The sequence below is a fragment of the Achromobacter sp. ACM02 genome (genome assembly GCF_014851605.1).
In the GTDB taxonomy this organism is placed as follows: domain Bacteria; phylum Pseudomonadota; class Gammaproteobacteria; order Burkholderiales; family Burkholderiaceae_B; genus Achromobacter; species Achromobacter aegrifaciens.
Window position 1 is genome coordinate 145,432 of record NZ_JACUZY010000008.1, and the last position, 23,766, is coordinate 169,197.

The 23,766-nt window shown below is 64.7% G+C and carries 19 protein-coding genes; 11 read left to right on the forward strand and 8 right to left on the reverse strand.

Annotated elements, in window-relative coordinates; genetic code table 11:
- Nucleotides 1-126 precede the first annotated feature (126 nt).
- The 3 genes from IB258_RS23770 to IB258_RS23780 form a co-directional block, all read right to left on the reverse strand.
- Complete coding sequence (locus tag IB258_RS23770) at nt 127-1,827, reverse strand: PhoH family protein (RefSeq protein WP_054451078.1); 1,701 nt, start codon at nt 1,825-1,827, stop codon at nt 127-129.
- A 61-nt stretch (nt 1,828-1,888) separates the two neighbouring features.
- Complete coding sequence (locus tag IB258_RS23775) at nt 1,889-2,353, reverse strand: peroxiredoxin (RefSeq protein WP_054451079.1); 465 nt, start codon at nt 2,351-2,353, stop codon at nt 1,889-1,891.
- Nucleotides 2,350-2,811 carry an Mth938-like domain-containing protein gene (locus IB258_RS23780; protein ID WP_054451080.1) on the reverse strand — a complete coding sequence of 154 codons (462 nt, stop codon included), beginning with the start codon at nt 2,809-2,811 and terminating at the stop codon, nt 2,350-2,352. Before IB258_RS23780 ends, IB258_RS23775 begins: the two co-directional genes overlap by 4 nt.
- 436 nt (nt 2,812-3,247) lie before the next feature.
- On the opposite strand from IB258_RS23780, the gene alaC reads away from it, so the two are divergent.
- The 4 genes from alaC to IB258_RS23800 all read left to right on the forward strand — a co-directional run bounded on the left by alaC (nt 3,248) and on the right by IB258_RS23800 (nt 7,719).
- The gene (gene alaC, locus IB258_RS23785; protein WP_054451081.1) at nt 3,248-4,435 is read left to right on the forward strand and encodes an alanine transaminase; all 1,188 of its coding nucleotides are present in this window, start codon (nt 3,248-3,250) and stop codon (nt 4,433-4,435) included.
- 172 nt (nt 4,436-4,607) lie between these two features.
- Nucleotides 4,608-5,912: a homoserine dehydrogenase gene (locus tag IB258_RS23790; protein WP_192353316.1), complete on the forward strand. Its 1,305-nt coding sequence runs from the start codon at nt 4,608-4,610 to the stop codon at nt 5,910-5,912.
- Entirely contained in the window at nt 5,909-7,318 is a 1,410-nt protein-coding gene (gene thrC, locus IB258_RS23795; protein WP_054451083.1) for a threonine synthase, read from the forward strand. The genes IB258_RS23790 and thrC overlap by 4 nt, the downstream gene beginning before the upstream one ends.
- A gap of 179 nt (nt 7,319-7,497) precedes the next feature.
- Nucleotides 7,498-7,719, forward strand: a complete 222-nt coding sequence (locus tag IB258_RS23800) for a YgdI/YgdR family lipoprotein (RefSeq protein ID WP_054451084.1) — start codon at nt 7,498-7,500, stop codon at nt 7,717-7,719.
- A gap of 87 nt (nt 7,720-7,806) precedes the next feature.
- On the opposite strand, the gene IB258_RS23805 is transcribed toward IB258_RS23800, so the two are convergent.
- Nucleotides 7,807-8,829, reverse strand: coding sequence for a class 1 fructose-bisphosphatase (locus IB258_RS23805; protein WP_054451085.1), 1,023 nt, complete (start codon nt 8,827-8,829; stop codon nt 7,807-7,809).
- A 9-nt stretch (nt 8,830-8,838) separates the two neighbouring features.
- Nucleotides 8,839-11,544 carry an aminopeptidase N gene (gene pepN, locus IB258_RS23810; protein WP_175163229.1) on the reverse strand — a complete coding sequence of 902 codons (2,706 nt, stop codon included), beginning with the start codon at nt 11,542-11,544 and terminating at the stop codon, nt 8,839-8,841.
- 148 nt (nt 11,545-11,692) lie between these two features.
- Between pepN and IB258_RS23815 the strand changes: the two genes are divergently transcribed.
- Nucleotides 11,693-12,331 (forward strand): DUF4136 domain-containing protein, encoded by a 639-nt coding sequence (locus tag IB258_RS23815; RefSeq protein ID WP_082400691.1) that lies wholly within the window; start codon nt 11,693-11,695, stop codon nt 12,329-12,331.
- A 90-nt stretch (nt 12,332-12,421) separates the two neighbouring features.
- Here IB258_RS23815 and IB258_RS23820 read toward each other — a convergent pair whose 3' ends face one another.
- Nucleotides 12,422-12,808 carry an H-NS family nucleoid-associated regulatory protein gene (locus IB258_RS23820; protein WP_192353288.1) on the reverse strand — a complete coding sequence of 129 codons (387 nt, stop codon included), beginning with the start codon at nt 12,806-12,808 and terminating at the stop codon, nt 12,422-12,424.
- Between the two features lie 796 nt (nt 12,809-13,604).
- Here IB258_RS23820 and tldD point away from each other — a divergent pair.
- The 6 genes from tldD (at nt 13,605) to glcF (ending at nt 21,976) form a co-directional block, all read left to right on the forward strand.
- A complete protein-coding gene (tldD, locus tag IB258_RS23825) occupies nt 13,605-15,065 on the forward strand; it encodes a metalloprotease TldD (RefSeq protein WP_013392574.1) in 1,461 nt (486 codons plus the stop codon).
- Between the two features lie 251 nt (nt 15,066-15,316).
- Nucleotides 15,317-16,390: a 3-deoxy-7-phosphoheptulonate synthase AroG gene (gene aroG, locus IB258_RS23830; protein WP_054451088.1), complete on the forward strand. Its 1,074-nt coding sequence runs from the start codon at nt 15,317-15,319 to the stop codon at nt 16,388-16,390.
- Between the two features lie 102 nt (nt 16,391-16,492).
- Nucleotides 16,493-17,902 (forward strand): FAD-binding oxidoreductase, encoded by a 1,410-nt coding sequence (locus IB258_RS23835; RefSeq protein ID WP_119450530.1) that lies wholly within the window; start codon nt 16,493-16,495, stop codon nt 17,900-17,902.
- Nucleotides 17,903-18,107: 205 nt separating this feature from the next.
- The gene (locus tag IB258_RS23840; RefSeq protein WP_054451090.1) at nt 18,108-19,607 is read left to right on the forward strand and encodes an FAD-linked oxidase C-terminal domain-containing protein; all 1,500 of its coding nucleotides are present in this window, start codon (nt 18,108-18,110) and stop codon (nt 19,605-19,607) included.
- An 11-nt stretch (nt 19,608-19,618) separates the two neighbouring features.
- Nucleotides 19,619-20,725 (forward strand): glycolate oxidase subunit GlcE, encoded by a 1,107-nt coding sequence (glcE, locus tag IB258_RS23845; protein WP_192353289.1) that lies wholly within the window; start codon nt 19,619-19,621, stop codon nt 20,723-20,725.
- 6 nt (nt 20,726-20,731) lie between these two features.
- Nucleotides 20,732-21,976 (forward strand): glycolate oxidase subunit GlcF, encoded by a 1,245-nt coding sequence (glcF, locus tag IB258_RS23850; RefSeq protein ID WP_192330055.1) that lies wholly within the window; start codon nt 20,732-20,734, stop codon nt 21,974-21,976.
- Between the two features lie 36 nt (nt 21,977-22,012).
- Here the strand turns inward: glcF and IB258_RS23855 are convergent, their stop codons facing one another.
- Together IB258_RS23855 and IB258_RS23860 are read right to left on the reverse strand one after the other, a co-directional pair.
- Nucleotides 22,013-23,452, reverse strand: a complete 1,440-nt coding sequence (locus tag IB258_RS23855; RefSeq protein ID WP_054451093.1) for an NAD(P)(+) transhydrogenase (Re/Si-specific) subunit beta — start codon at nt 23,450-23,452, stop codon at nt 22,013-22,015.
- Complete coding sequence (locus IB258_RS23860) at nt 23,449-23,766, reverse strand: NAD(P) transhydrogenase subunit alpha (RefSeq protein WP_013392581.1); 318 nt, start codon at nt 23,764-23,766, stop codon at nt 23,449-23,451. The genes IB258_RS23855 and IB258_RS23860 overlap by 4 nt, the downstream gene beginning before the upstream one ends.

A 23,766-nucleotide genomic window follows, 5' to 3' on the forward strand; every position in this document is an offset into this window, starting at 1 on the left:
GCCCCATGGCCATCTTTACTATATGGGGACTGCCAAAAAAAACGCCCGATGAGATTCATCGGGCGTTCATTCCTTGGGCCAAGCCTGCGCTGGTCGCCTGCGGCAGGAGGCGCATGGGGGCGAGGCCTACAGCACATCTCCAGCATAGTCGGCCAGGCGCGAACGCTCGCCGCGCTGCAGGGTGACGTGCCCCGAATGCGGCCAGCCCTTGAAGCGGTCGACCACGAAGGTCAGGCCGGAACTGCCTTCGGTCAGGTAGGGCGTATCGATCTGGGCAATGTTGCCCAGGCAAATCACCTTGGTGCCCGGGCCCGCGCGCGTGACCAGCGTCTTCATCTGCTTGGGCGTCAGGTTCTGCGCCTCGTCGATGATCAGGTACTTGTTCAGGAAGGTGCGGCCGCGCATGAAGTTCAGGGACTTGACCTTGATGCGCGAACGGATCAGATCCATGGTGGCGGCGCGCCCCCAGTCCCCGTTGCCTTCGCCTTCACCCATGTTCAGGACGTCCAGGTTGTCTTCCAGGGCGCCCATCCAGGGCAGCATCTTCTCTTCTTCCGTACCCGGCAGGAAACCGATGTCTTCCCCGACCGGCACCGTGACGCGGGTCATGATGATTTCGGTGTAGCGCTTGGTTTCCAGCACCTGGGTGATGCCCGCGGCCAGCGCCAGCAGCGTCTTGCCCGTGCCCGCCTGACCTAGCAGTGACACGAAGTCGCACTCCGGATTCATCAGCAGGTTCATGGCGAAGTTCTGCTCGCGGTTGCGCGCGGTGATGCCCCAGACGTTGTTCTTGCCGTGGGTGTAGTCGCGCAGCGTGGCCAGCACCGCCATCTTGCCGCTGACCTCGCGCACCTGCGCGTACAGCGGCATCTGGCCTTCGAAGTAGACGAACTGGTTGACCACGAACTGCGAGCACAGCGGGCCATGGATGCGGTAGAAGGTGGTGCCGCCCTGTTGCCAGGATTCCACGTCCTTGCCGTGCTTGTTCCAGAAGTCCTCGGGCAGCTGCATCACGCCCGAGTACATCAGGTCCGAGTCCTCCATGACATGGTCGTTGAAGTAGTCTTCAGCGGCCATGCCCAGCGCGCGCGCCTTCAGGCGCATGTTGATGTCCTTGGACACCAGCACGACTTCGCGCTGCGGGTACTTTTCCTGCAGGGCGCGCACGACGCCCAGGATCTGGTTGTCGGCCTTGCCCATGGGCAGGTCGGACGGCAGCGTGCTGTGGATCGCGGTCGTCTGGAACATCAGGCGGCCGGTGGCGTCCTTGTTGCCCAGCTTGGTCAGCTCCAGGCCTTCGTCCAGCTGGGTCGCGTCCTGCACCAGCGCGTCCAGCGAACGGCTGACCTGGCGCGCGTTGCGCGCCACTTCCGACATGCCCTTCTTCTGATGGTCCAGCTCTTCGAGCGTCATCATCGGCAGGAAGATGTCGTGCTCTTCGAAGCGGAACAGGGAACTGGGATCGTGCAGCAGCACGTTGGTGTCCAGCACGAACAGCTTGCGCGGTTCGTTCTGGGCGCGGGCTTTGGTGCGCTTGGCGGGCGCCGGCTTGGCGCGGCGCGTTTCGGCGCGCGCAGCGGGAGCGGCTGGCGCCGGCGGCGGCACCTGGCGGGCGGGCGCGGGGATCTGCGCCTTGCGGGCCGGTGCGGCCAGGCCTTCAAGTTCGGGCTGGACGAGGAGCTCGTCTTCGTTGTCCTCGGCGAGGACTGCCTGGGTACTGGACCGCGCAGCGGCGGTCTTGGTGCTGCGGGCCTGCGCCCGGGCGGATTCGCCCGAGGGGAAGGTCAGGATGGCTGCGGGACGGGTGGGCAACTTCGGAAGCGGCATATTTGTCACTCTCCAGTGTGGGCCGGCTATAGCGCCTGACGGGTAAAACCTGTGCTGACGGCTAACCGATGCTCTTCGCTGCTTGCAGGACTTCCTTGGCGTGGCCCGGGACCTTCACCCCGCGCCACTCCTGCACCAGCACGCCATAGGCATCGATCAGGAAGGTGCTGCGCTCGATGCCGCGCACCTGCTTGCCGTACATGTTCTTCTGCTTGATGACGCCGAACAGATTGCAGACGGTTTCGTCGGCGTCGGAGATGAGAGGGAAGGGAAGTTCGTACTTGGCCTTGAAGTTCTCGTGCGATTTCAATGAATCGCGCGAGATGCCGATGACCACCGCGCTGGCCGCCAGGAATTCGGCGTGCAGGTCGCGGAAATCCTGGCTTTCGGTGGTGCAGCCAGGCGTGTTGTCCTTGGGATAGAAATACAGGATCACGGCGCGGCCCTGGCATTGCTCCAGGCTGATCGGACCTATGGTGCTTTCGGCGGTGAACAGCGGGGCGGGTTTGCCTATGGTCGGCGTCATTTCTGGGATTCTCCGTTGGGGGGGATGAGGGCCACGACCACGCGCCGGCCCTCCGCCATCAGGATGTTGTAGGTGCGCGAGGCGGCGTGCGTGTCCATGATCTCGACGCCGATGCCGGCCGCCAGCAGGGGGCGCAGCACGTCGGGGCGCAGGAACTGCTGGCGCGCGCCCGTGCCCACCAGCAGCACTTCCGGCGCATTCGCGGGACGGCTGGGGCTGGCTTCCGGTTCGTCCAGAAAGTCCATGGGGTCGCGGACGGGCTCGGACAATCCGGCCGCCTGGCGCAAGAGGGTGGGGGTAATGTCGGCCGGCGACTCAACAGGCCAGTGGGTTACTTCGCCTTCGGGGCCGAACGCGACCGAGGAGGAAAAACGTACCTGGTTGACCTCGATATAGCCATCGCCATAGGCGGTGACGGTATTCAGAGCGGCCGTCGCAGGATCGGTATGCAGCTTCAATAAAAACTCCGGCTATATGGCCCGATAATAGCGCATCGGGATGACGCCATGTTGCAGGGTATCCACGAGAGAGACCCCCACGCTGCGCTCGCTTACTGCTCCCGAGGGGGCGCGTTTTGCTTGGGGCGGCCCGGCGGAGAACCGAGGCCCCCACGCCGCACTCGCTGCGCTCGCTTGCTGCCCCCGAGGGGGCGCGTTTTGCCTTGGGGCGGCCCGGCGGCAAAACAGGGCTTCTTTGCCACGCGATTTCCCTCGGGCGGACCCTGAAATCGGCCCCTTTTTTTCCCCATTTGCCGCACAGCCCTCCTTGCGCTAGATTACAGGGTTTTGCTGCACTGCAATCCCTTGCCGGCGCAGCGTTTCGGACCCTTTTCCCCTTCGCGCATTCGCGCCCTGGTTTTTTCGCCCTTTTTATCGCCCCCTAAGGATTCCCATCATGAGGAAGTTCTCCCGCATCGAGCGTCTGCCCCCGTACGTTTTCAACATTACCGGCGAGCTCAAGATGGCGGCGCGTAGGCGTGGCGAAGACATCATCGACATGTCGATGGGCAACCCGGACGGCGCGACTCCCAAGCACATCGTCGACAAGATGGTGGAAGCGACGACCCGCCCGACCACGCACGGCTATTCCGTGTCCAAGGGCATTCCGCGCCTGCGCAAGGCGATCTGTGACTGGTACCAGCGCCGCTATGCGGTCGAGTTCGATCCGGATTCCGAAGCCATCGTCACCATCGGCTCCAAGGAAGGCCTGGCCCACCTGATGCTGGCCACGCTGGACCGCGGCGACACCGTGCTGGTACCCAACCCCAGCTATCCGATCCATATCTACGGCGCGGTCATCGCCGGCGCCAATATCCGTTCCGTGCGCATGACGCCGGGGGTGGACTTCTTCGAGGAACTGGAACGCGCCGTGCGCGAGTCCATCCCGAAGCCCAAGATGATGGTGCTGGGCTTTCCCAGCAACCCGACCGCGCAATGCGTGGACCTGTCGTTCTTCGAGCGCGTGGTGGCGCTGGCCAAGGAACACGACATCCTGGTCGTGCATGACCTGGCCTACGCCGACATCACCTTCGACGGCTACGTGGCGCCGTCCATCATGCAGGTGCCCGGCGCGCGCGATGTCGCCGTCGAGTTCTTCACGATGAGCAAGAGCTACAACATGGCGGGCTGGCGCATCGGCTACATGGTCGGCAACCGCGAGCTGGTCAACGCGCTCGCGCGCATCAAGAGCTATCACGACTACGGCACGTTCACGCCGATCCAGGTGGCGTCCATCGCCGCGCTGGACGGTCCGCAGGACTGCGTGAACGAAATCGTGGCGCAGTACCAAAGCCGCCGCGACGTGCTCGTGCGCGGCTTGCATGAAGCAGGTTGGAATGTGGAAATTCCCAAGGCGTCCATGTACATCTGGGCGCAGATCCCCGAACCCTACAGGGCGATGGGCTCTTTGGAATTTGCCAAGCGCGTCCTGTCGGATGCGAAGGTGGCCGTGTCCCCCGGGATCGGCTTTGGCGAGTATGGCGACGAATACGTGCGCTTCGCTTTGATCGAAAACGAGCAGCGCACCCGGCAAGCGGTGCGAGGCATCAAAGACATGTTCCGCAAGGACGGATTGCTGCGCTAGGCCCACCCCCGAAGCGCTGCGCGCTTCCCCCTCAAGGGGGCGCCGCAGCGGACCGGCAAAGCCGGCTCCGCGCGGCCCCGCGTGGCGCTGCCAAGTGTGGAGTCTTTCGTACAGCAGTTATGGAGAACCGAAAATGAATTCCCCTCAACGCCCGCCCGCAGACGGCGCCGCGATGAAACCCATGAAAGTCGGCCTGCTCGGCCTGGGCGTGGTTGGCGGAGGCACCTGGTCGGTGCTGTCGCGCAATGCGGAAGAAATCGCGCGCCGCGCCGGTCGCCGCATTGAAGTGACCCGCGCCGCCGTGCGCGACGTGGCCAAGGCGCGTGCGCGCGTGGGCGACGCCATCCTGGTCGATACCGATGTGCGCGCGCTGGTGCGCGATCCCGAAATCGACATCGTGGTCGAACTGATCGGCGGCGACACGCTGGCGCGCGAGCTGGTGCTGGAAGCCATCGCCAACGGCAAGCACGTCGTGACCGCCAACAAGGCGCTGCTGGCCAAGCACGGCAACGAGATCTTCGCTGCAGCCCATGAATGCGGCGTGATGGTGACCTTCGAAGCCGCCGTCGCGGGCGGCATCCCCATCATCAAGGCGATCCGCGAAGGCCTGACCGCCAACCGCATCCAGTGGGTGGCCGGCATCATCAACGGCACCACCAACTTCATCCTGTCCGAAATGCGTACGCGCGGCCTGCCGTTCGCCGACGTGCTGGCCGAGGCGCAGCGCCTGGGCTACGCCGAAGCCGACCCCACGTTCGACGTGGAAGGCGTGGACGCGGCGCACAAGCTGACCCTGCTGGCGTCGCTGGCCTTCGGCGTGCCGGTCCAGTTCGACCGCGCCTACATCGAAGGCATTTCGCAGCTGGCCGCCGAGGACATCGAGCATGCCGAACGCCTGGGCTACCGCATCAAGCTGCTGGGCGTCACCAAGCGCCGTCCGGACGGCATCGAACTGCGCGTGCATCCCGCGCTGGTGCCGGCCGAGCGCCTGCTGGCCAACGTCGAAGGCGCGATGAACGCCGTGCTGGTCAAGGGCGACGCCGTCGGCCCCACGCTGTACTACGGCCAGGGCGCGGGCGAAGAGCCCACCGCCTCGGCCGTGGTGGCCGACCTGGTCGACGTGACCCGCCTGCACACCGCCGATCCGGGCAACCGCGTGCCGCACCTGGCGTTCCAGCCGGACGCCATGTCCGATACGCCGATCCTGCCGATCGAAGATGTCAGCACCTCGTACTACCTGCGCCTGCGCGTGGACGACCAGCCGGGCGTGCTGGCCGACATCGCCCGCATCCTGGCCGACCGTTCCATCTCCATCGGTTCGATGATCCAGCAGCCGTCGCACATCGGCGGCGCCGACATCATCTTCCTGACGCATGAAGCGGTTGAAGGCAACGTCAATCAGGCGATCGAGCGCATCGAAGCCCTGCCGTTCGTGCGCTCGAAAGTGACGCGCCTGCGCGTGGAAAATTTGCTATGAAATACATCTCCACCCGCGGCGGCATGACGCCGCTGCAGTTCTCGGACATCCTGCTGGAAGGCCTGGCGCCGGACGGCGGCTTGGCCGTGCCGGAGCAACTGCCCCAGGTTTCGGCGGAAACGCTGGAGTCCTGGCGCGGCCTGCCGTATGCCGACCTGGCGTTCGAAGTGCTGTCGCTGTTCGCCACCGACATTCCGGCCGACGACCTGCGCCGCTTGACGCGCGCGGCCTACAACCAGCAGATCTTCAACAGCGAGGACATCGTCCCGCTGCGTCCGCTGGACGGCGGCCTGTCGCTGCTGGGCCTGTCCGAAGGGCCGACGCTGGCCTTCAAGGACATGGCCATGCAGTTCCTGGGCCAGGTCTTCGAATACGTGCTGGCCAAGCGCGGCACCACCCTGAACATCGTGGGCGCCACCTCCGGCGACACGGGTTCGGCGGCGGAGTACGCCTTGCGCGGCAAGAAGGGCGTGGCGGTGTTCATGCTGTCGCCCCACGGCCGCATGAGCGCCTTCCAGCGCGCGCAGATGTATTCGCTGCAGGACGAGAACATCCACAACATCGCCGTGCGCGGCGTGTTCGACGAAGCCCAGGACATCGTCAAGGCCCTGGCCGGCGATCTCGAGTTCAAGAGCAAGTACCGCCTGGGCGCGGTCAACTCCATCAACTGGGCGCGCATCGCCGCCCAGGTGGTGTACTACTTCCACGGCTGGCTGCGCGCCACCAGCAAGGCCGGCGAGCAGGTTTCGTTCGCGGTGCCCTCGGGCAATTTCGGCAACATCCTGTCCGGCCACATCGCGCGCAGCATGGGCCTGCCGATCCGCCGCCTGGTGCTGGCCACGAACGAAAACAACGTGCTGGAAGAGTTCTTCCGCACGGGCGTCTATCGTCCGCGTCCCGCCGAGCAGACCTACGCCACCTCCAGCCCGTCCATGGACATTTCGCGCGCGTCGAATTTCGAGCGCTTCGTGTTCGACCTGGTCGGCCGCGACGCGGCGCGCGTCAAGGAACTGTGGGCCGGCATGGCGCGCGACGGGTCTTTCGATCTGTCCGCCCTGAAGCCGCAGTTCGAGGAACGCTATGGCTTCGTGTCGGGCGCAAGCACGCACGAAGACCGCCTCGCGACGATCCGTTCGGTCTACGACGAAACCGGCGTGCTGATCGATCCGCACACCGCCGATGGCGTCAAGGTCGCGCGTGAATTCGTCGAGCCCGGCGTGCCCATGCTGGTCCTGGAAACCGCCTTGCCGGCGAAGTTCTCGGAAACCATTGAAGAGGCCCTGGGCCGTCCGGCCACGCCGCCGGGCAACCTGGCCGATCTTGAATCCTTGCCGCAGCGCGTCGAACTCATGGATTGCGATGCGGGCGCCGTGCGCCGTTTCATCGAGGCGAACGCCAAGGTGTAAAGGCCGCTTGCGTCTTGTATGCGTGTGCAACCCCTCGCAGGCCGGGCCTTCGAGGGGTTTCTTTCATTTTGGCGGGTCAGCGGCTTTACCTTCGCATGCATTTTGACCACAACCCGTCACGAATGCGGGGACAGTGTCAGATACAGTGAATTCACGATTCACTTTCGGAGAACACGCCCATGAAACTGAAGACCATGACGCTCGCCCTGGCCGTGACCGGATTCGGAGTGCTGGCGGGATGCTCGTCTCCGTCGGTCATTCAGCAGCGGGATGGCAGCTCGACCGTGACGCCGGACAAGCCCGAGTACGACAAGGATTCGGGCATGTACGAATACGACAAGGACGGCAAGAAGGTCCAGATCAACAAGGACGACGTGAAGTCGATCGAACAGGTGAAGTGACCGCCGTTCCGATATGCTTGTCCATGCAAAAAGCCCCGGCCGCTCAAGGCGCCGGGGCTTTTTCGTTGGCGCAGGGCGCCCGCAGCGTTACTGCTTGGCTGCGTCTTCGGCGTGGTAGCGGCCGACGCGGTCGACTTCGTTCTTCGAGCCCAGGATCACGCTGACGCGCTGGTGCAGCTTGTCAGGCTGGATCTCCATGATGCGCTGCGTGCCGTTGATCGCGGCGCCGCCGGCCTGTTCGACCAGGAAGCTCATGGGGTTGGCTTCGTACATCAGGCGCAGCTTGCCGGCCTTGCCAGGTTCGCGGGCATCCCACGGGTACATGAAGATGCCGCCGCGGGTCAGGATGCGATGCACGTCGGCCACCATGGAGGCGATCCAGCGCATGTTGTAGTCCTTGCCCAGCGGACCGGTCGTGCCGGCCAGGCAATCGTCGACGTAGCGCTTGACCGGGGCAGCCCAGTGGCGCATGTTCGACATGTTGATGGCGAATTCCTTGGTGTCCTCCGGCACGCGGATGTTCTCATGCGTCAGCACCCACGAGCCCATTTCGCGGTCCAGCGTGAAGCCCACCACGCCATTGCCGATGGTCAGCACCAGCATCGTCTGCGGACCATAGACGGCATAGCCGGCCACGACCTGCTTGTCGCCCGGTTGCAGGAAGTCCTGCTCGCACACCGGCGCGCCCGATACGTCATGCGGGGCGTGCAGCACCGAGAAGATGGTCCCGATGGAGACGTTGACGTCGATGTTCGAAGAGCCGTCCAGGGGATCGAACAGCAGCAGGTATTCGCCCTTGGGGTAGCGGTTCGGAATCAGATGGATGGTTTCCATCTCTTCCGAGGCCATGGCCGCCAGATGGCCGCCCCATTCATTGGCTTCGAGCAGGATTTCGTTGGACAGCACGTCCAGCTTCTTCTGCACTTCGCCCTGGACATTCTCGCTTTCCAGGCTGCCGAGGACGCCGCCGAGCGCGCCCTTGCTCACCGCATGGCTGATGGCCTTGCAGGCGCGCGCGACCACTTCGATGAGCAGCCGCACTTCCGGCGCGAGGGCTTGGGCGGAGCGCTGCTGCTCCACCAGGTATTGGGTCAGTGTTTTACGTTTCAAAGGAACCTCCTATGCTGCGAATTCTAAAGCCTTGGATACGATTTCCTGCACATTGCGCGACAGGCCTTCCTGTGCGCGCACCCGCTGCAGGGCGGCCTGCATGGGCGTGCGCAGGGCGGGCACGAAGCGTGCCCAGTTGTCCAGCGCGCGCGCCAGGCGGGCGGCAATCTCGGGGTTGAGGGCATCCAGCGCCAGCACCTGCTCGGCCCAGAAGGCGTAGCCGGTGCCATCGGGGTGATGCATGCCGCGGGCGTTGTTCAGGCAGAACTGGAAGATCAGCGAGCGCGCGCGGTTCGGGTTGCGCAAGGTGAACGCGGGGTGCTGCATCAGCTCGCGCGCGGTCTGCACGGTGGTCGAGCGGGCCGCAGCCTGCAGGGCGAACCACTTGTCCACCACCAGGGCGTTGTCGCGCCATTTGTCGTAGAAAGCGGCAAGCGCCTTGTGCGGGAAGTCGCCCTGGCCGAAATTGATCAGCGCGGACAGCGCCGCCATGCTGTCGGTCATGTTGCCGGCCTTCTCGTACTGCTGCTCGGCCAGGCGCTGGGCATCCGGTTCGCCCGCCGCCATCAGGTGGCTGAGCGCCAGGTTCTTCAAGGCGCGCCTGCCGGCCGGAACCGGCGCCGGACTGTATTCGCCCGGGGTCTGGTTGTCGTCGAATGCCTGGCGGAATTCGGCGGACAACTGGCGTCCCAGTTCGGCGCGCAGGAAGTCGCGCGCGACCGCGAGGGCCGGCGGGTCCACCTGCTGCATGCGTTCTGCCAGGGTCTTTTCGGACGGCAGGGCCAGGGCGCGGGCGCGATAGGCGGCGTCCAGCGCCGGATCGGTCAGCAACGCGCGCCAGGTCTCGATGAAGGCGGCGTCGGCATGCAGGGTCTTGCCGGCCTGGCGGGCCTCGGCCAGCGCCAGGATCTGGCGGGTGGCGAATTCCTGGCCGGCCTCCCAACGCGCGAAGGGATTGCCGTCGTGCGCCGACAGCAGGGCCAGTTCTTCGTTGGTCCAGTCGTAGTCCACGATGACCGGGGCCGAGAAGTCGCGCAATAGCGACGGCACGGGACGCTCGGCGATATCCTCGAATACCCATTGCTGGCTTTGCTGCGTCAGTTCCAGCAGCGCGGTGTCCAGGACCGCGCCAGCATGGCGCAGCGGCAGCGCGCGGCCGTCGCGGTCCAGCAAGCCGATGGCGAACGGGATGTGGAAGGGGGCCTTGACGTAGTCGGCGCCGGCCTTCTTCTCCACGCCGACCGGCGGGCATTCCTGGGTGAGCGTCACGGTGCAGCGGCGCGCGGCGGCGTCGTGGTCGAGCTTGACGGTCACGCGCGGCGTGCCGGCCTGGCGGTACCAGCGGCGGAACACGGACAGGTCGCGGTCCGGATGCTGGCGCACGTAGACGGATTCCATGGCGGCGACGAAGTCGTCGCAGGTCACGGCCTGGCCGTCATGGCGGCGGAAGTACTCGTCCATGCCGGCGCGAAAGCCTTCCTCGCCCAGCAGAGTGTGCTGCATGCGGATGACTTCGGCGCCTTTTTCGTACACGGTGGCCGTGTAGAAGTTGCCGATCTCCTGGTAACTTTCAGGCCGGATCGGATGGGCCATGGGACCGGCGTCTTCCGGAAACTGGGCGGCGCGCAACGCCACAACGTCGTCGATGCGCTTGACCGCGCGGGCGCTCGCGGCCTCGGCGGCATCCATGCCGTGGGCCATCATGTCGGCGCTGAATTCCTGGTCGCGAAAGACGGTCAGGCCTTCCTTCAGGCTCAGCTGGAACCAGTCGCGGCAGGTGACGCGGTTGCCGGTCCAGTTGTGGAAGTACTCGTGTCCGATGACGGATTCGATGCCTTCATAGTTGGCGTCCGTGGCCGTATCCGCATCCGCCAGCACGTAGGCGGCGTTGAAGATGTTCAAGCCCTTGTTTTCCATCGCGCCCATGTTGAAGTCATGGACGGCCACGATCATGAAACGGTCCAGGTCCAGCTCCAGGCCGAAGCGGCTTTCGTCCCAGCGCAGCGCGCGCACCAGCGAATCCAGCGCCCATTCGGTCTTGGATTCCGAGCCCGGGTCGCTGTAGACCTGCAGCAGCACGTCGCGGCCGCTGGACGTCTTCACGGTGGTTTCGCGGTGGGTGAGCTTGCCTGCCACCAGCGCGAACAGGTAGCAGGGCTTGGGGAAGGGATCTTCCCATTCGACTTCGTTGCGGCCGTCGGGCAACTGGCGCGTGGCCAGCAGGTTGCCGTTGGACAGCAGCACCGGATACTCGGGCTGGGCGCGCAAGGTCACGCGGTAGCGCGACATCACGTCGGGCCGGTCGGCGAACCAGGTGATGCGGCGAAAACCTTCGGCTTCGCATTGGGTGAAGAAGTTGCCGCCCGAGACGTACAGGCCCATCAGCGTGGAATTGGCCGACGGTTTGCATCGGCTGACGATTTCCACCGTGGCGGCGGGGGGCAGGCCGTAAAGGGCCAGGCTGTGTTCGGAAAGGCGGTAACTGTCGGCGGGCAGGGCCGTGCCATTCACGCCTACCGAGACGAGTTCCAGGTCTTCGCCGTCCAGGATCAGGGCGGCGTCGGCGCTGGCCCCGGCCTTGCGTTGCACTTGCATCGTGCAGCGCACTTCGGTCGCGTCCGGCGCGAGGTCGAAGGCGAGGGCGACTTCGGGAATGTCGTAGGGGTAGGGCTGGTAATCCTTGCGATATACGGTTACGGGCGTGTCTGTGCGCATGGGATTGCAGTCCTGTATGAACGAGGGTTCTATTGTAGTGGCTGGGCAAGACGCGCCGACCTGGGCCGTTTGGCGTACCGTAAACTTTTTGTAGCGGTCTGAGTCAAAGTCAGTATCATGGCGCCGTCGCGCGCCAGAGGGGTGTCAAATGTCGAGGTTGTCCATGTTCAATATGCGCCGCTGGGCCGGTCTGCTGGCCGTGGCGGGGGCGTTTGCCCTGACGGGTTGTGCCGCGCCCACGGTTTCCGCGCGGGTCACTTCCTTTCAGCAATGGCCCGCAGGCGTGGAGGGGCAAACCTACCAGTTCATTGCCGCCGACGCCTCGCAAAACAATAATCTCGAATATCAGTCCTATCAGGACATGGTGCGGGCCGGCATAGGCGCAACCGGCCTAGTCGAGGCCAGGCCTGGCGCCAAGGGTCGTTTCGACGTGTCGTTCAACTACGGCACCTCGCAGACCCAGATAATGGTGCAGCGTCCGTACGACCCATATTTCTACGGCGGCTACGGCTACGGTGGTTTCTACGGTCCGCGTCCGTGGGGAGCGGGATATGGCTACTGGGGGCCGGACTGGGTAGACGTGCCCATGGTCGTGCAGCGCAATACCCTCACCCTGCATATCTACGACACGCAGCGCAGCGGCGCCGAGGTATACCGTTCCAGCGCTTTCATATTGAGCGAGCGCGACGATTTCCTGCGTACCATGCCGTACCTGGTGCGCGCAATATTTGATAATTTTCCCGGGAATAATGGCGCGGAACGCGAAATCCGCTTCCCCGTGCAATGAAATCGGCGTGGCTTTTCGGTCCCGCCTTTAAATAAAATCGGCGCACCAAAATGGTGCGCCGATTTTTTTTTCTTACTGGCGAATAGGTTCTTATTCTTTGATAAGAAAACTGTCGCGGGTCGCGCCTGCGGCTTCTTCCGCGGCGAGCCAGCGGGGAGCCTTGCCACGGCCGCTCCACGTTTCCCCTGTTTGAGGATGGCGGTACTTGGGCGCAACGGCGCGTTTGGCGGCGTTGGCCGGACGGGCAGCGGCGCCAGCCTTGCGGCGGCCGCCGGTGGCGGCGGCGCGGGCGGGTTTGCCGGCGCCATAGGCTGCGACGATTTCGTCAGGCGTGATGTCGTACTCGCGCATCGACGTGATGATCTGCGTGATCACGGGCTTGCGACGCTTGGTTTGCAGGACTTCAGCCTTCTTTTGTAGCTTGTTGATTTCCTTTTCGATCTTTGCTTGCAGTGCTGCGTAGGATTCTCGGGCCATGGTTTATTCCTGATTATGGAACTGCTGTAATCGCCGGCGAAGTTATTGTGTAATTGTTGTGCTTCGCATAATACAGAAGTTACGGCTTGACTTCCTGGTTTCTGAAGCAATTACTTTGTATCAAAAGAGTCCGATACCGTTTTCAGGCACGCGAGTGCCCGCGACGAGCCAAGTATTGGGAAGGATATTCTCGAATTTGGGACAACTTGAAACAATAGGGGTATTGGTTCACGAGGCGGACGAATAGCCGCGCGTGCCCTTGCATCTGCCCGATTTGTCTCGCAAAGCGCGCAAATGCGGGGCTTCCAGGCTTGGCGCCTGCCTCGAGCAAGCGGTGTGCGAGGCGTTCCCAGAAGTCTGATGACGTGATGGCGGGAACGAATGAATTGTCTAGCAGTCTGATATTGGTCCAACCTGATCAGATGGGGTCCTCGCGCTGCGAGCCCTGCGAGCTGTTTGGCATATTTCATTTTGATGTCAGGTTGTATGACGAGTTTGGCCCGAGATGTCTGAATCCCTTTGCCTATATGCCAGGTGGCTGCAAATGCTCCATGGCGACCAGGAAAAAGGGGCGCATCGAACATCGTTTGAGCTCGTCAATTCAACTTGATATGTAATATTCCGGCCCCATGCATACCTCCGCAGATAATGCCCGCGGTATTTTTGGCCGCCGACGCGTACCTTCCGGAGATCCGTGGCTGGCGCCATGTCGCCGGGCCGCGCCAGCGTTACGATATGATCTCGAGTATCACCGCGAGCGCGCGCCAGCGCGCCGCCGTCTCCTGTACAGAGCCCCATGAAAATCATCGATCCCGCCATTGCTTCCCTCGCCACCGCCAAATCTCTGCTGCTCGACCCCTGGGGCCTGACCGAGGCGGACATGGCGCGCGCGCTGGGTGAGATCTTCACGCACAAGGTCGACTACGCCGATCTGTATTTCCAGTACACGCGCAGCGAGGGCTGGAGCCTGGAAGAGGGCATCGTCAAGACCGGCAGTTTTTCGATCAGCCAGGGTGTCGGGGTACGCGCCGTGAGCGGCGAGAAAACCGCCTTCGCCTATTCGGATTCGCTGTCGCCCGAAGCGCTGTTGTCGTCCGCGCACGCGGTTCGCGGCATTGCGCGCCGCGGCGCTGGCAAGGTAAAGGTGGCGGCGCAGGTCGAAGCCGAGATCGGCCGCAGCCTGTATGCCGATATCGATCCGGTTGCCACCTTGAGCGCTCCCGAGAAGGTCGCGCTGCTGGAACGCGTGGAGCGCATGGCGCGCGCGCGCGATCCGCACGTGATCCAGGTCATGGCGGGGCTGGGCGCCGAATATGACGTGGTGCTGGTGGCCGGCAGCGACGGCCGCCTGGCCGCCGACGTGCGTCCGCTGGTGCGCCTGTCGCTGACTGTCATTGCCGAACGCAATGGGCGCCGCGAAATGGGTCACGCGGGCGGCGGCGGCCGCCTGGGCCTGGCCTATTTCACGGACGAAATGCTGCAGGGTTATGTCGAGCGCGCGGTGCACGAGGCCATGGTGAACCTGGAAGCGCGCCCGGCGCCAGCGGGTGAAATGACCGTCGTGCTGGGTTCGGGCTGGCCCGGCATTCTGCTGCACGAGGCCGTCGGCCACGGGCTGGAAGGCGACTTCAACCGCAAGGGCTCCAGCGTGTTCTCCGGCCGCATCGGTGAGCGCGTGGCCTCCAAGGGCGTGACCGTGGTCGACGACGGCACGATCCCGGATCGCCGCGGCTCGCTCAATATCGACGACGAAGGCAATGCCACCCAGCGCAACGTGCTGATCGAGGACGGTATCCTGCGCGGCTACATGCAGGACACGCTGAACGCGCGCCTCATGAAGACCGCCGCCACCGGTAACGGCCGCCGCGAATCGTTCGCGCATCTGCCCATGCCGCGCATGACCAATACCTACATGCTGGCGGGCGACAAACCGGCCGAGGAAATCGTGTCTTCCGTCAAGCGCGGCTTGTACGCGGTCAACTTCGGCGGCGGCCAGGTCGACATCACCAACGGCAAGTTCGTGTTCTCGGCGTCCGAAGCCTACATGATCGAAAACGGCAAGGTGACCTATCCGGTCAAGGGCGCCACCCTGATCGGCAACGGTCCGGACGCCATGAACCGCGTCACCATGATCGGCAACGACCTGCAGCTGGATTCCGGCGTGGGCACTTGCGGCAAGGATGGCCAGAGCGTGCCCGTGGGCGTGGGCATGCCCACGGTCCGCATGGAAGGCCTGACCGTCGGCGGCACCGCCTGACTCAAAAACACGGATGACGGCTCGAAAAAATTGTGCTAGAGTCAATCCCCATGAAATTCGCGTCCCCCGCTTTTTATTTTTATTTTTATGGTTTTCTGAAGCCGCTGGCGGAGGAAGGGACGCGCTCAATCTGAAGTTTGGAAAGAATCCCCCCAAAAAAGCCGCCAGCGAACTGGCGGCTTTTTTTGCGCCGCCAGTTGAGGAAACCATCTCGGGAACATCCCCGCGGCGGGCAACCCAGGAGCAGTACCGTGTCACACAATACCGATGACCTTCGCATTCGAGAAATCAAAGAGCTGAACCCGCCCGCGCATGTCATGCGCGAGTTCGCCTGCACCAAGGAGGCGTCCGACACCGTGTTCGCCGCCCGCCAGGGGATGCACCGCATCCTGCACGGCATGGATGACCGGATGATCGTCGTGATCGGCCCTTGCTCCATCCATGACACCCGCGCGGCTATCGAATATGCGAAGCGCCTGAAGCCCGTGCGCGACCGGCTGAGCGCCGACCTGGAAATCGTGATGCGCGTGTACTTCGAGAAGCCACGCACCACCGTGGGCTGGAAGGGCCTGATCAACGATCCGGACCTGGACGGCAGCTTCGACATCAACAAGGGCGTGCGCGTCGCCCGTGAACTGCTGCTGGACATCAACAGCATGGGACTGCCGGCGGGTTGCGAGTTCCTGGACATGATTACGCCGCAGTACATCGCGGATCTGGTCTCCTGGGGGGCGATCGGGGCTCGGACGACGGAAAGCCAGGTGCATCGCGAGCTGGCATCGGGACTGTCGTGTCCGGTGGGGTTCAAGAACGGCACCGACGGCAATGTGAAGATCGCGGTCGACGCGATCAAGGCGGCGTCGCAGCCGCACCATTTCCTGTCGGTGACCAAGGGTGGGCATTCCGCCATCGTGTCGACGGCCGGCAACGAGGACTGCCACGTCATCCTGCGCGGCGGCAAGACGCCGAACTACGATGCGGCCAGCATCGAGGCGGCCTGCCAGGACATGTCCAAGGCCGGCCTGGCGCAGCGCATCATGATCGACGCCAGCCACGCCAACAGCAGCAAGAAGCCCGAGAACCAGCCGTTGGTCATCGAAGACGTGGCGCGTCAGATGGAAGCGGGCGACAGCCGCCTGGTGGGCGTCATGGTTGAAAGCCACCTGCTGGGCGGCCGCCAGGACATGGTGCCGGGTACGCCGCTGGTCTACGGCCAGAGCATCACCGACGGCTGCATCGACTGGGACGCCTCGGTCGCCGTGCTTGAACGCCTGGCCCATGCCGTGCGCGAACGCCGCCGCGTCGCCCTGACTTCCGGCAAATAAGCCCCTGGCAGCGCCGCGGATCGCCAAGGCCTGGCGGTTTGCGGCGCGGTGCGCGCGGCGGCGTAGAATAATCAGGTTAACGAACCCGAGATCACGCTGACCATGAACGCTCCCTTGCACGCAGAATCGTTGCGCCGCCCGGTGCCGGCCGCTTGTCTGGATGCCTTGCGCGCCCGCTTTGGCGACCGCCTGTCCGAATCCTCCGCCATGCGCGACCATCATGGCCGCGATGAATCTCCCTATCCGGCCATGCCGCCGGACGCCGTGGTCTTCGCGCACACGACCGAAGAAGTGGCCGAGATCGCCAAGCTGTGCAACGAGCATCGCGTGCCGCTGATTCCCTATGGCGCCGGCTCTTCGCTCGAAGGCCATATTCTGGCGATCCAGGGGGGCATCAGCCTGGACCTGTCGCAGATGAACAAGGTGTTGGCGGTCAACGCCGAGGATCTGACCGCCACCGTGCAGGCAGGCGTGCTGCGCAAGCAGCTCAACGAGGAAATCCGCGACACCGGCCTGTTCTTCCCGATCGATCCGGGCGCCGACGCGAGCCTGGGCGGCATGGCGGCCACGCGCGCTTCCGGCACCAACGCCGTGCGCTACGGCACCATGCGCGAGAACGTCATGTCGTTGACCGTGGTGACGGCGGACGGGCGCATCATCCGCACAGCGGGCCGCGCCCGCAAGTCCTCGGCCGGCTATGACCTGACGCGCATCTTCGTCGGCAGCGAAGGCACCCTGGGCATCATCACCGAAGTGACGGTGCGCCTGTATCCCCAGCCTGAAGCCGTGTCGGCCGCGGTCTGCAATTTCCCCACGCTGGATTCGGCGGTGCAGAGCGTGATCGAAATCATCCAGATGGGAGTGCCGGTCGCGCGCGTCGAGTTCATGGACGCGGCCAGCGTGCGCGCGGTGAACCTGCACAGCAAGCTGACCCTGCGCGAAACGCCGCTGCTGGTGTTCGAGTTCCACGGCAGTCCCGCCGGCGTGCAGGAGCAAGCCGAAACCGTGCAAGCGATCACGGCAGACCATGGCGGCATGGACTTCGAATGGGCAGAGCGTCCCGAAGACCGCAGCCGCCTGTGGACCGCGCGCCACAATGCCTACTTCGCCGGCCTGCAACTGCGCCCCGGCTGCCGCGCCAGCACTACCGACGTCTGCGTGCCGATCTCGCGCCTGGCCGATTGCGTGCGCGACACGGTCGAAGAACTCGACCGCGCCAGCTTCCCCTACACGATCGTGGGCCACGTCGGCGACGGCAACTTCCATGTGCTGATGCTGCTCGATGCGGACAGCGCCAAGGAATGGGAAGAATCCGAAACCATCAACCACAACCTGGTGCGCCGCGCGATCGCCGCCGACGGCACCTGCACGGGCGAGCACGGCGTGGGCCTGCACAAGATGCAGTTCATGGCCGAAGAGCATGGCGAGGACGCCCTGGATCTGATGCGCAGCCTGAAGCACGCGTTTGATCCGAACAACATTCTCAATCCTGGCAAGATCGTGTCCTGGTAAGCCTGCTTCGGCAGTGCAGCCGATATCCGAAGCCGACGGCGCGCCGTCGGCCTTTTTCTTGCCGTCCTCAGGCGCGAACGAGGAGGGCGGCTTTCGCGGTGCGGCAGGCGATTACGGCTGGTTACTTATCTGGCGTGCCATAGGTGCACGGATGCGGGTAAATCCCGGTCTGCTAGTGACGGGCGCTCGCGCTATTGTTGCGCTCATGAATTCATTGGTCGAAACCGGCCTGGCACAAGTGCAGGCGCCTTATTCCTTGCAGCAGCTCATCGAGGCGTTGTCGGCCGTGTTGCCCGCGCACTGCGTGTTGTTCCGCGAAGAAGATACGCGTCCCTACGAGTGCGACGGCCTTTCCCTGTATCGCGCGCTGCCTGCGGTCGTCGCCCTTCCAGAAACGGAAGAGCAGGTGCAGGCCGTCATGCGCATCTGCAAACGCCTGAATGCGCCCGTGGTCGCGCGCGGCGCCGGCACCGGCTTGTCCGGCGGCGCCATGCCGCATAGCCGCGGCGTGTTGCTCGGCTTGTCCAAATTCAATCGCATCAAGCACATAGACCTGGCCAGCGCCACGGCCATCGTGCAGCCGGGCGTACGCAATCTGGCGATCTCGGAGGCGGCTGCGCCTTACGGGCTGTATTACGCGCCTGATCCTTCCAGCCAGATAGCCTGTTCCATCGGCGGCAACGTGGCGGAGAATTCCGGCGGCGTGCATTGCCTGAAGTACGGACTGACCGTGCACAACGTGCTGCGCGTGCGGGTCGTGACGATCGATGGCGATGTGGTTGAACTGGGTTCCGAAGCGCCCGATGCGCCGGGCCTGGACTTGCTGTCCGTCTTCATCGGTTCGGAAGGCATGCTGGGCGTGGTCACGGAAGTGACGGTTAAGCTCATTCCCAAGCCGGCCTGCGCGCAGGTCGTCATGGCCAGTTTTTCCAGCGTGGAAGCAGCGGGCAATGCGGTCACGCAGGTGATCGCGGCCGGCATGATACCCGCGGGCCTGGAGATGATGGACCGCCGCGCGACCCACATGGTCGAACCCTTTGTGCGCGCCGGCTACGACATGGATGCGCAAGCCATCCTGCTGTGCGAATCCGACGGCACGCCTGAAGAGGTGGAGCACGAGATCGCGCGCATGGAGGCCGTGTTCCGCGAGGCCGGAGCCACGCGCTGCCAGGTCTCGTCATCAGAGGCCGAACGCCTGAAGTTCTGGGCCGGCCGCAAGAATGCCTTCCCGGCCGCGGGGCGCGTATCGCCCGATTACTATTGCATGGACGGCACGATACCGCGCCGCCATCTGGCGCGCGTGCTGGGCGCCATCGAACAGATGGAAGACGAATTCAGCCTGCGCTGCGCCAACGTCTTTCACGCAGGCGACGGCAACCTGCACCCGTTGATCCTGTTCGATTCAAACAAGCCGGACGAGGTGGAGCGCGCCGAGAAATTCGGCGCCGCCATACTCGAGCTGTGCGTGCAGGTAGGAGGGACCGTGACCGGAGAGCACGGTGTGGGTATGGAGAAAATAAATCAAATGTGCGTGCAATTCTCTCGCGAAGAACTCGACGCGTTCCTGGCGGTCAAGCGGGCCTTCGATCCGCCCTGCCTGCTCAATCCTGAAAAAGTCATCCCTACGCTGGCCCGCTGCGCCGAATACGGCAAGATGCACGTCCACGCGGGAGAGTTGCGCTTCCCCGATCTCGCCCGTTTCTAGGACCTGTCCTTATGGATTTCGTCCTGTCGGAATTGTGCGACCAGGTCATGACGGCCCGTGCCGGCCACAAACCCCTGTTTGTGATGGGCGGGGGCAGCAAGGCGTTCTATGGCAATTACCGCCCGGTGACGCCGCAGGACGGCCACTGCCTGCTGGACATGACTCCCTATCGCGGCATCGTCAGCTACCACCCGTCGGAGCTGGTGGTGACGGTGCGCGCGGGTACGCCGCTCGCCGACCTTGAAGCCGCGCTGGCCGAGAACGGACAGATGCTGGCCTTCGAGCCGCCGCATTTCTCGGCGTCCGCCACAGTGGGCGGATGTGTCGCGGCGGGGCTGTCAGGCCCGCGCCGCATGAGCGCCGGCGCGCTCAAGGATTTTGTCCTGGGCGCGCAACTGCTGGATTCGGAAGGCCGCATCCTCTCGTTCGGCGGCGAGGTCATGAAGAACGTGGCGGGCTATGACGTGTCGCGCCTGTTGGCCGGTTCGCATGGCATCTTCGGCGCCATACTCGAAGTCTCCCTCAAGGTCGTGCCGCGGCCGATGGAAGAGATCACCCTGGCGCTGCCCGCGACGCAGGCGCAGGCCTTGGCCAGCTTCGCCCTGTGGCGCGGCAAGCCGTTGCCGATCTCGGCCACCAGCTGGAGCGGTGGCGAGGCGGGCGCCGAAGGCCAGATGGCCGTGCGCCTGTCGGGCGCGCCGCCCGCGATCGCCAGCGCCCGCCAACTGATAGGCGGCGCGCCGATGGCGCCCGAGGCCGCGCAGGCCTGGTGGCGGTCGCTGCGCGAGCAGACACATTCCTTCTTCGCGCCGGGCCGGCCCTTGTGGCGCCTGGCGTTGCCGCCCACCGCCGCCGCGTTGGCGCTGGGGCCGACCTTGCTGGAATGGGGCGGAGGCCAGCGCTGGCTGTCGGGCGAGCAAGACGCCGCCGCGCTGCGCGAGACCGCAGAGCGGCTGGGCGGCCACGCCACGCTGTTCCGCACCGGGCAGGGCAAGCCGCCTGCCGACGGCGTATTCCATCCGCTGGCGCCCGGGATCGCCTCGATCACGCGCCGCCTCAAACAAGAGCTCGATCCGGCCGGCCTGTTCAATCCCGGCCGCCTGGTCCTGGATCTATAGGGCATCATGCAAACCAATCTTGCATCCTGGGCACGCGATACCGATCTGGGCAAGGAGGCCGACGCCATCCTGCGGCGGTGCGTGCACTGCGGTTTCTGCACCGCTACCTGTCCGACGTATCAGGTGCTGGGCGACGAGCTGGACAGCCCGCGTGGGCGCATTTATCTGATCAAGCAAGTGTTGGAGGGCGCCGAGCCCACGCAGTCCACGCAGCAGCACCTGGACCGCTGCCTGACTTGCCGCAATTGCGAAACCACTTGTCCGTCCGGCGTCCAGTATGGCCATCTGGTGGATATCGGCCGCAAGATCGTGGAAGAGCGCGTGCCGCGCAGCTGGGCCGACAAGACCAAACGCAGCTTGTTGCGCAAGACCATGCTGTCGCCGCTGTTCGCGCCCGCGATGCGGCTGGGGCAGGCGGTGCGCGGCATGCTGCCGGAGGCGCTCAAGCGCAAGGTGCCGGAACGCCGCGCGGCGGGGCCGCTGCCGCAGGTGGCGGGCCATGCGCGGCAGGTGCTGATGCTGGCGGGATGCGTGCAGCCCGCCATGATGCCAACCATCGATGCGGCCACCATCCGCGTGCTGGACGCGGTGGGCATAGGCGCGCGCATCGCGCCCGGCGCCGGCTGTTGCGGCGCGGCCAGTTTCCACCTGGACGCGCAGGAAGAGGCCTTGGTGCAGATGCGCGCCAACGTCGATGCCTGGTGGCCGCTGGTGCAGGATGGCAAGGTCGAGGCCATCGTGATGAACGCGTCGGGCTGCGGCGCCATGGTCAAGGAGTATGCGCATCACCTGCGGCACGATCCGGCCTACGCGCAAAAGGCCGCGGACATCGTGGCGCTGGTGAAGGATGTGGCCGAGATCGTCGCGCCGCATGCGGCGCAATTGCGCGCGCGGCTGCCTGCGGGCACGCGCGCGGCATTCCATCCGCCATGCACGCTGCAGCATTGGCAGGGCCTGCGGCCGCTGTCGGAACAATTGCTGGCGGATCTGGGTTTTGCGTTGCAGCCGTTCGCCGACAAGCACTTGTGCTGCGGTTCGGCGGGCGCCTATTCGGTATTGAATCCGGAGATTGCGCTGGAACTGCGCGACCGCAAGCTGGGCGCGATCGCCGCGGGCGGACCGGACGTGATCCTGTCAGCCAACATCGGCTGCATCGGCCATTTGCAAAGCGGCACCGACACGCCGGTGCGGCATTGGATCGAAGTGGTTGACGAGCAATTGCGCCAGCCTGCGGGCCAGCGCGGCGCGTAGGCGCCGGACGCCTGGCGGCATCCGGCGCCGGGCGTCTTACTCCACGGCCTTGACCATGTCTTCAAGCACCTTCTTGGCGTCGCCGAAAACCATCATCGTGCGGTCCATGTAGAAGAGCTCATTGTCCAGGCCCGCGTAGCCCGATGCCATGGACCGCTTGTTCACGATCACGGTGCGGGCCTTGTAGGCTTCCAGGATGGGCATGCCGGCAATGGGCGACTTCGGGTCGTTCTTGGCGGCCGGGTTGACCACGTCGTTCGCGCCCAGCACCAGCACCACGTCGGTCTGGCCGAACTCGCTGTTGATGTCTTCCATTTCGAAGACCTGGTCGTAGGGCACCTCGGCCTCGGCCAGCAGCACGTTCATGTGCCCGGGCATGCGTCCCGCCACCGGGTGGATGGCGTACTTGACCGTCACGCCGCGCTCGGTGAGCTTTTCCGCCAGTTCCTTCAGCGCGTGCTGCGCGCGCGCCACCGCCAGGCCGTAGCCGGGAACGATGGTCACGCTTTCGGCGTTGGTCATCAGGAAGGCGGCGTCGTCGGGACTGCCCGACTTGACGCTGCGCTGCTGCGCATCGCCCGCCGCAGCGGCGCCGCCAGCCTGGCCGCCGAAGCCGCCCAGGATCACGTTGAAGAACGAACGGTTCATCGCCTTGCACATGATGTAGGACAGGATCGCGCCCGAGGAACCCACCAGCGAACCGGCGATGATCAGCATGGGGTTGTTCAGCGAGAAACCGATGCCGGCCGCCGCCCAACCCGAGTAGCTGTTCAGCATGGACACCACCACCGGCATGTCGGCGCCGCCGATCGGGATGATGATCAGCACGCCCAGCACGAAGGCGATGAGCGTCATGATGATGAAGGGCGTCCATTCCTGCGTGAGCATGAACCAGATGCCGCAAGCCAGCATCAGCAGCGCCAGCGCCAGGTTCAGCATGTGCTGGCCCGAGAACACCACCGGCGCGCCCTGGAACAGGCGGAACTTGTACTTGCCCGACAGTTTGCCAAAGGCAATGACCGACCCCGAGAACGTAATGGCGCCGACGAAAGTGCCGATGAACAGCTCGAAGCGGTTGCCGGTGGGAATCGGCACGCCGACGGGCACGATGCCGAAGGCGTGCGGCTCCGCCACCACGGCCACCGCGATGGCGACCGCCGCCAGGCCGATCATGCTGTGCATGAAGGCGACCAGCTCGGGCATCTTGGTCATCTCGACGCGCTTGGCCATCAGCGTGCCGATGGAGCCGCCAACCAGCAGGCCCAGGACGACCCAGCCCAGGCCGATGGTGGCGGCGCCGTCGCGCGCCAGGCCGACGATGAGCGCGGCCGTGGTCAGCACGGCGATCGCCATGCCGGCCATGCCGAACGCATTGCCGAGTCGCGACGTGGTCGGATGCGACAGGCCCTTGAGCGCCTGGATGAAGCAGACCGAGGCGATCAGGTACAGCAGGGTGACGAGGTTCAGCGAGATCATTTCGCTTCCTCCTTGCCCGCCTTGCGGTCCTTTTTCTTGAACATTTCCAGCATGCGCCGGGTCACGAGAAAGCCGCCGAACACGTTGACCGCGGCCAGCGCCACGGCGAACACGCCCATGCCGCGCGCCAGTCCGCCTTCGGTCAGCGCGGCCGCCAGCATGGCGCCCACGATGATGATGGCGGAGATGGCGTTGGTGACTGCCATCAAGGGCGTGTGCAGGGCGGGGGTGACGTTCCACACGACGTGGTAGCCGACATAGATGGCCAGCACGAAGATGATGAGATTCATCAGGGTGGGGTTGATCGCTTCCAT

Bases quoted from the DNA above. Each gene is read 5' to 3' on its own strand.
- IB258_RS23800 (WP_054451084.1), top strand. From the start codon at position 7,498: ATGAAACTGAAGACCATGACGCTCGCCCTGGCCGTGACCGGATTCGGA.
- tldD (WP_013392574.1), top strand. From the start codon at position 13,605: ATGAAAATCATCGATCCCGCCATTGCTTCCCTCGCCACCGCCAAATCT.
- IB258_RS23835 (WP_119450530.1), top strand. From the start codon at position 16,493: ATGAACGCTCCCTTGCACGCAGAATCGTTGCGCCGCCCGGTGCCGGCC.
- alaC (WP_054451081.1), top strand. From the start codon at position 3,248: ATGAGGAAGTTCTCCCGCATCGAGCGTCTGCCCCCGTACGTTTTCAAC.
- IB258_RS23855 (WP_054451093.1), bottom strand. From the start codon at position 23,452: ATGATCTCGCTGAACCTCGTCACCCTGCTGTACCTGATCGCCTCGGTC.
- glcE (WP_192353289.1), top strand. From the start codon at position 19,619: ATGGATTTCGTCCTGTCGGAATTGTGCGACCAGGTCATGACGGCCCGT.
- glcF (WP_192330055.1), top strand. From the start codon at position 20,732: ATGCAAACCAATCTTGCATCCTGGGCACGCGATACCGATCTGGGCAAG.
- IB258_RS23820 (WP_192353288.1), bottom strand. From the start codon at position 12,808: ATGGCCCGAGAATCCTACGCAGCACTGCAAGCAAAGATCGAAAAGGAA.
- pepN (WP_175163229.1), bottom strand. From the start codon at position 11,544: ATGCGCACAGACACGCCCGTAACCGTATATCGCAAGGATTACCAGCCC.
- IB258_RS23815 (WP_082400691.1), top strand. From the start codon at position 11,693: ATGTCGAGGTTGTCCATGTTCAATATGCGCCGCTGGGCCGGTCTGCTG.
- thrC (WP_054451083.1), top strand. From the start codon at position 5,909: ATGAAATACATCTCCACCCGCGGCGGCATGACGCCGCTGCAGTTCTCG.
- IB258_RS23840 (WP_054451090.1), top strand. From the start codon at position 18,108: ATGAATTCATTGGTCGAAACCGGCCTGGCACAAGTGCAGGCGCCTTAT.
- IB258_RS23860 (WP_013392581.1), bottom strand. From the start codon at position 23,766: ATGGAAGCGATCAACCCCACCCTGATGAATCTCATCATCTTCGTGCTG.
- IB258_RS23775 (WP_054451079.1), bottom strand. From the start codon at position 2,353: ATGACGCCGACCATAGGCAAACCCGCCCCGCTGTTCACCGCCGAAAGC.
- IB258_RS23770 (WP_054451078.1), bottom strand. From the start codon at position 1,827: ATGCCGCTTCCGAAGTTGCCCACCCGTCCCGCAGCCATCCTGACCTTC.
- IB258_RS23790 (WP_192353316.1), top strand. From the start codon at position 4,608: ATGAAACCCATGAAAGTCGGCCTGCTCGGCCTGGGCGTGGTTGGCGGA.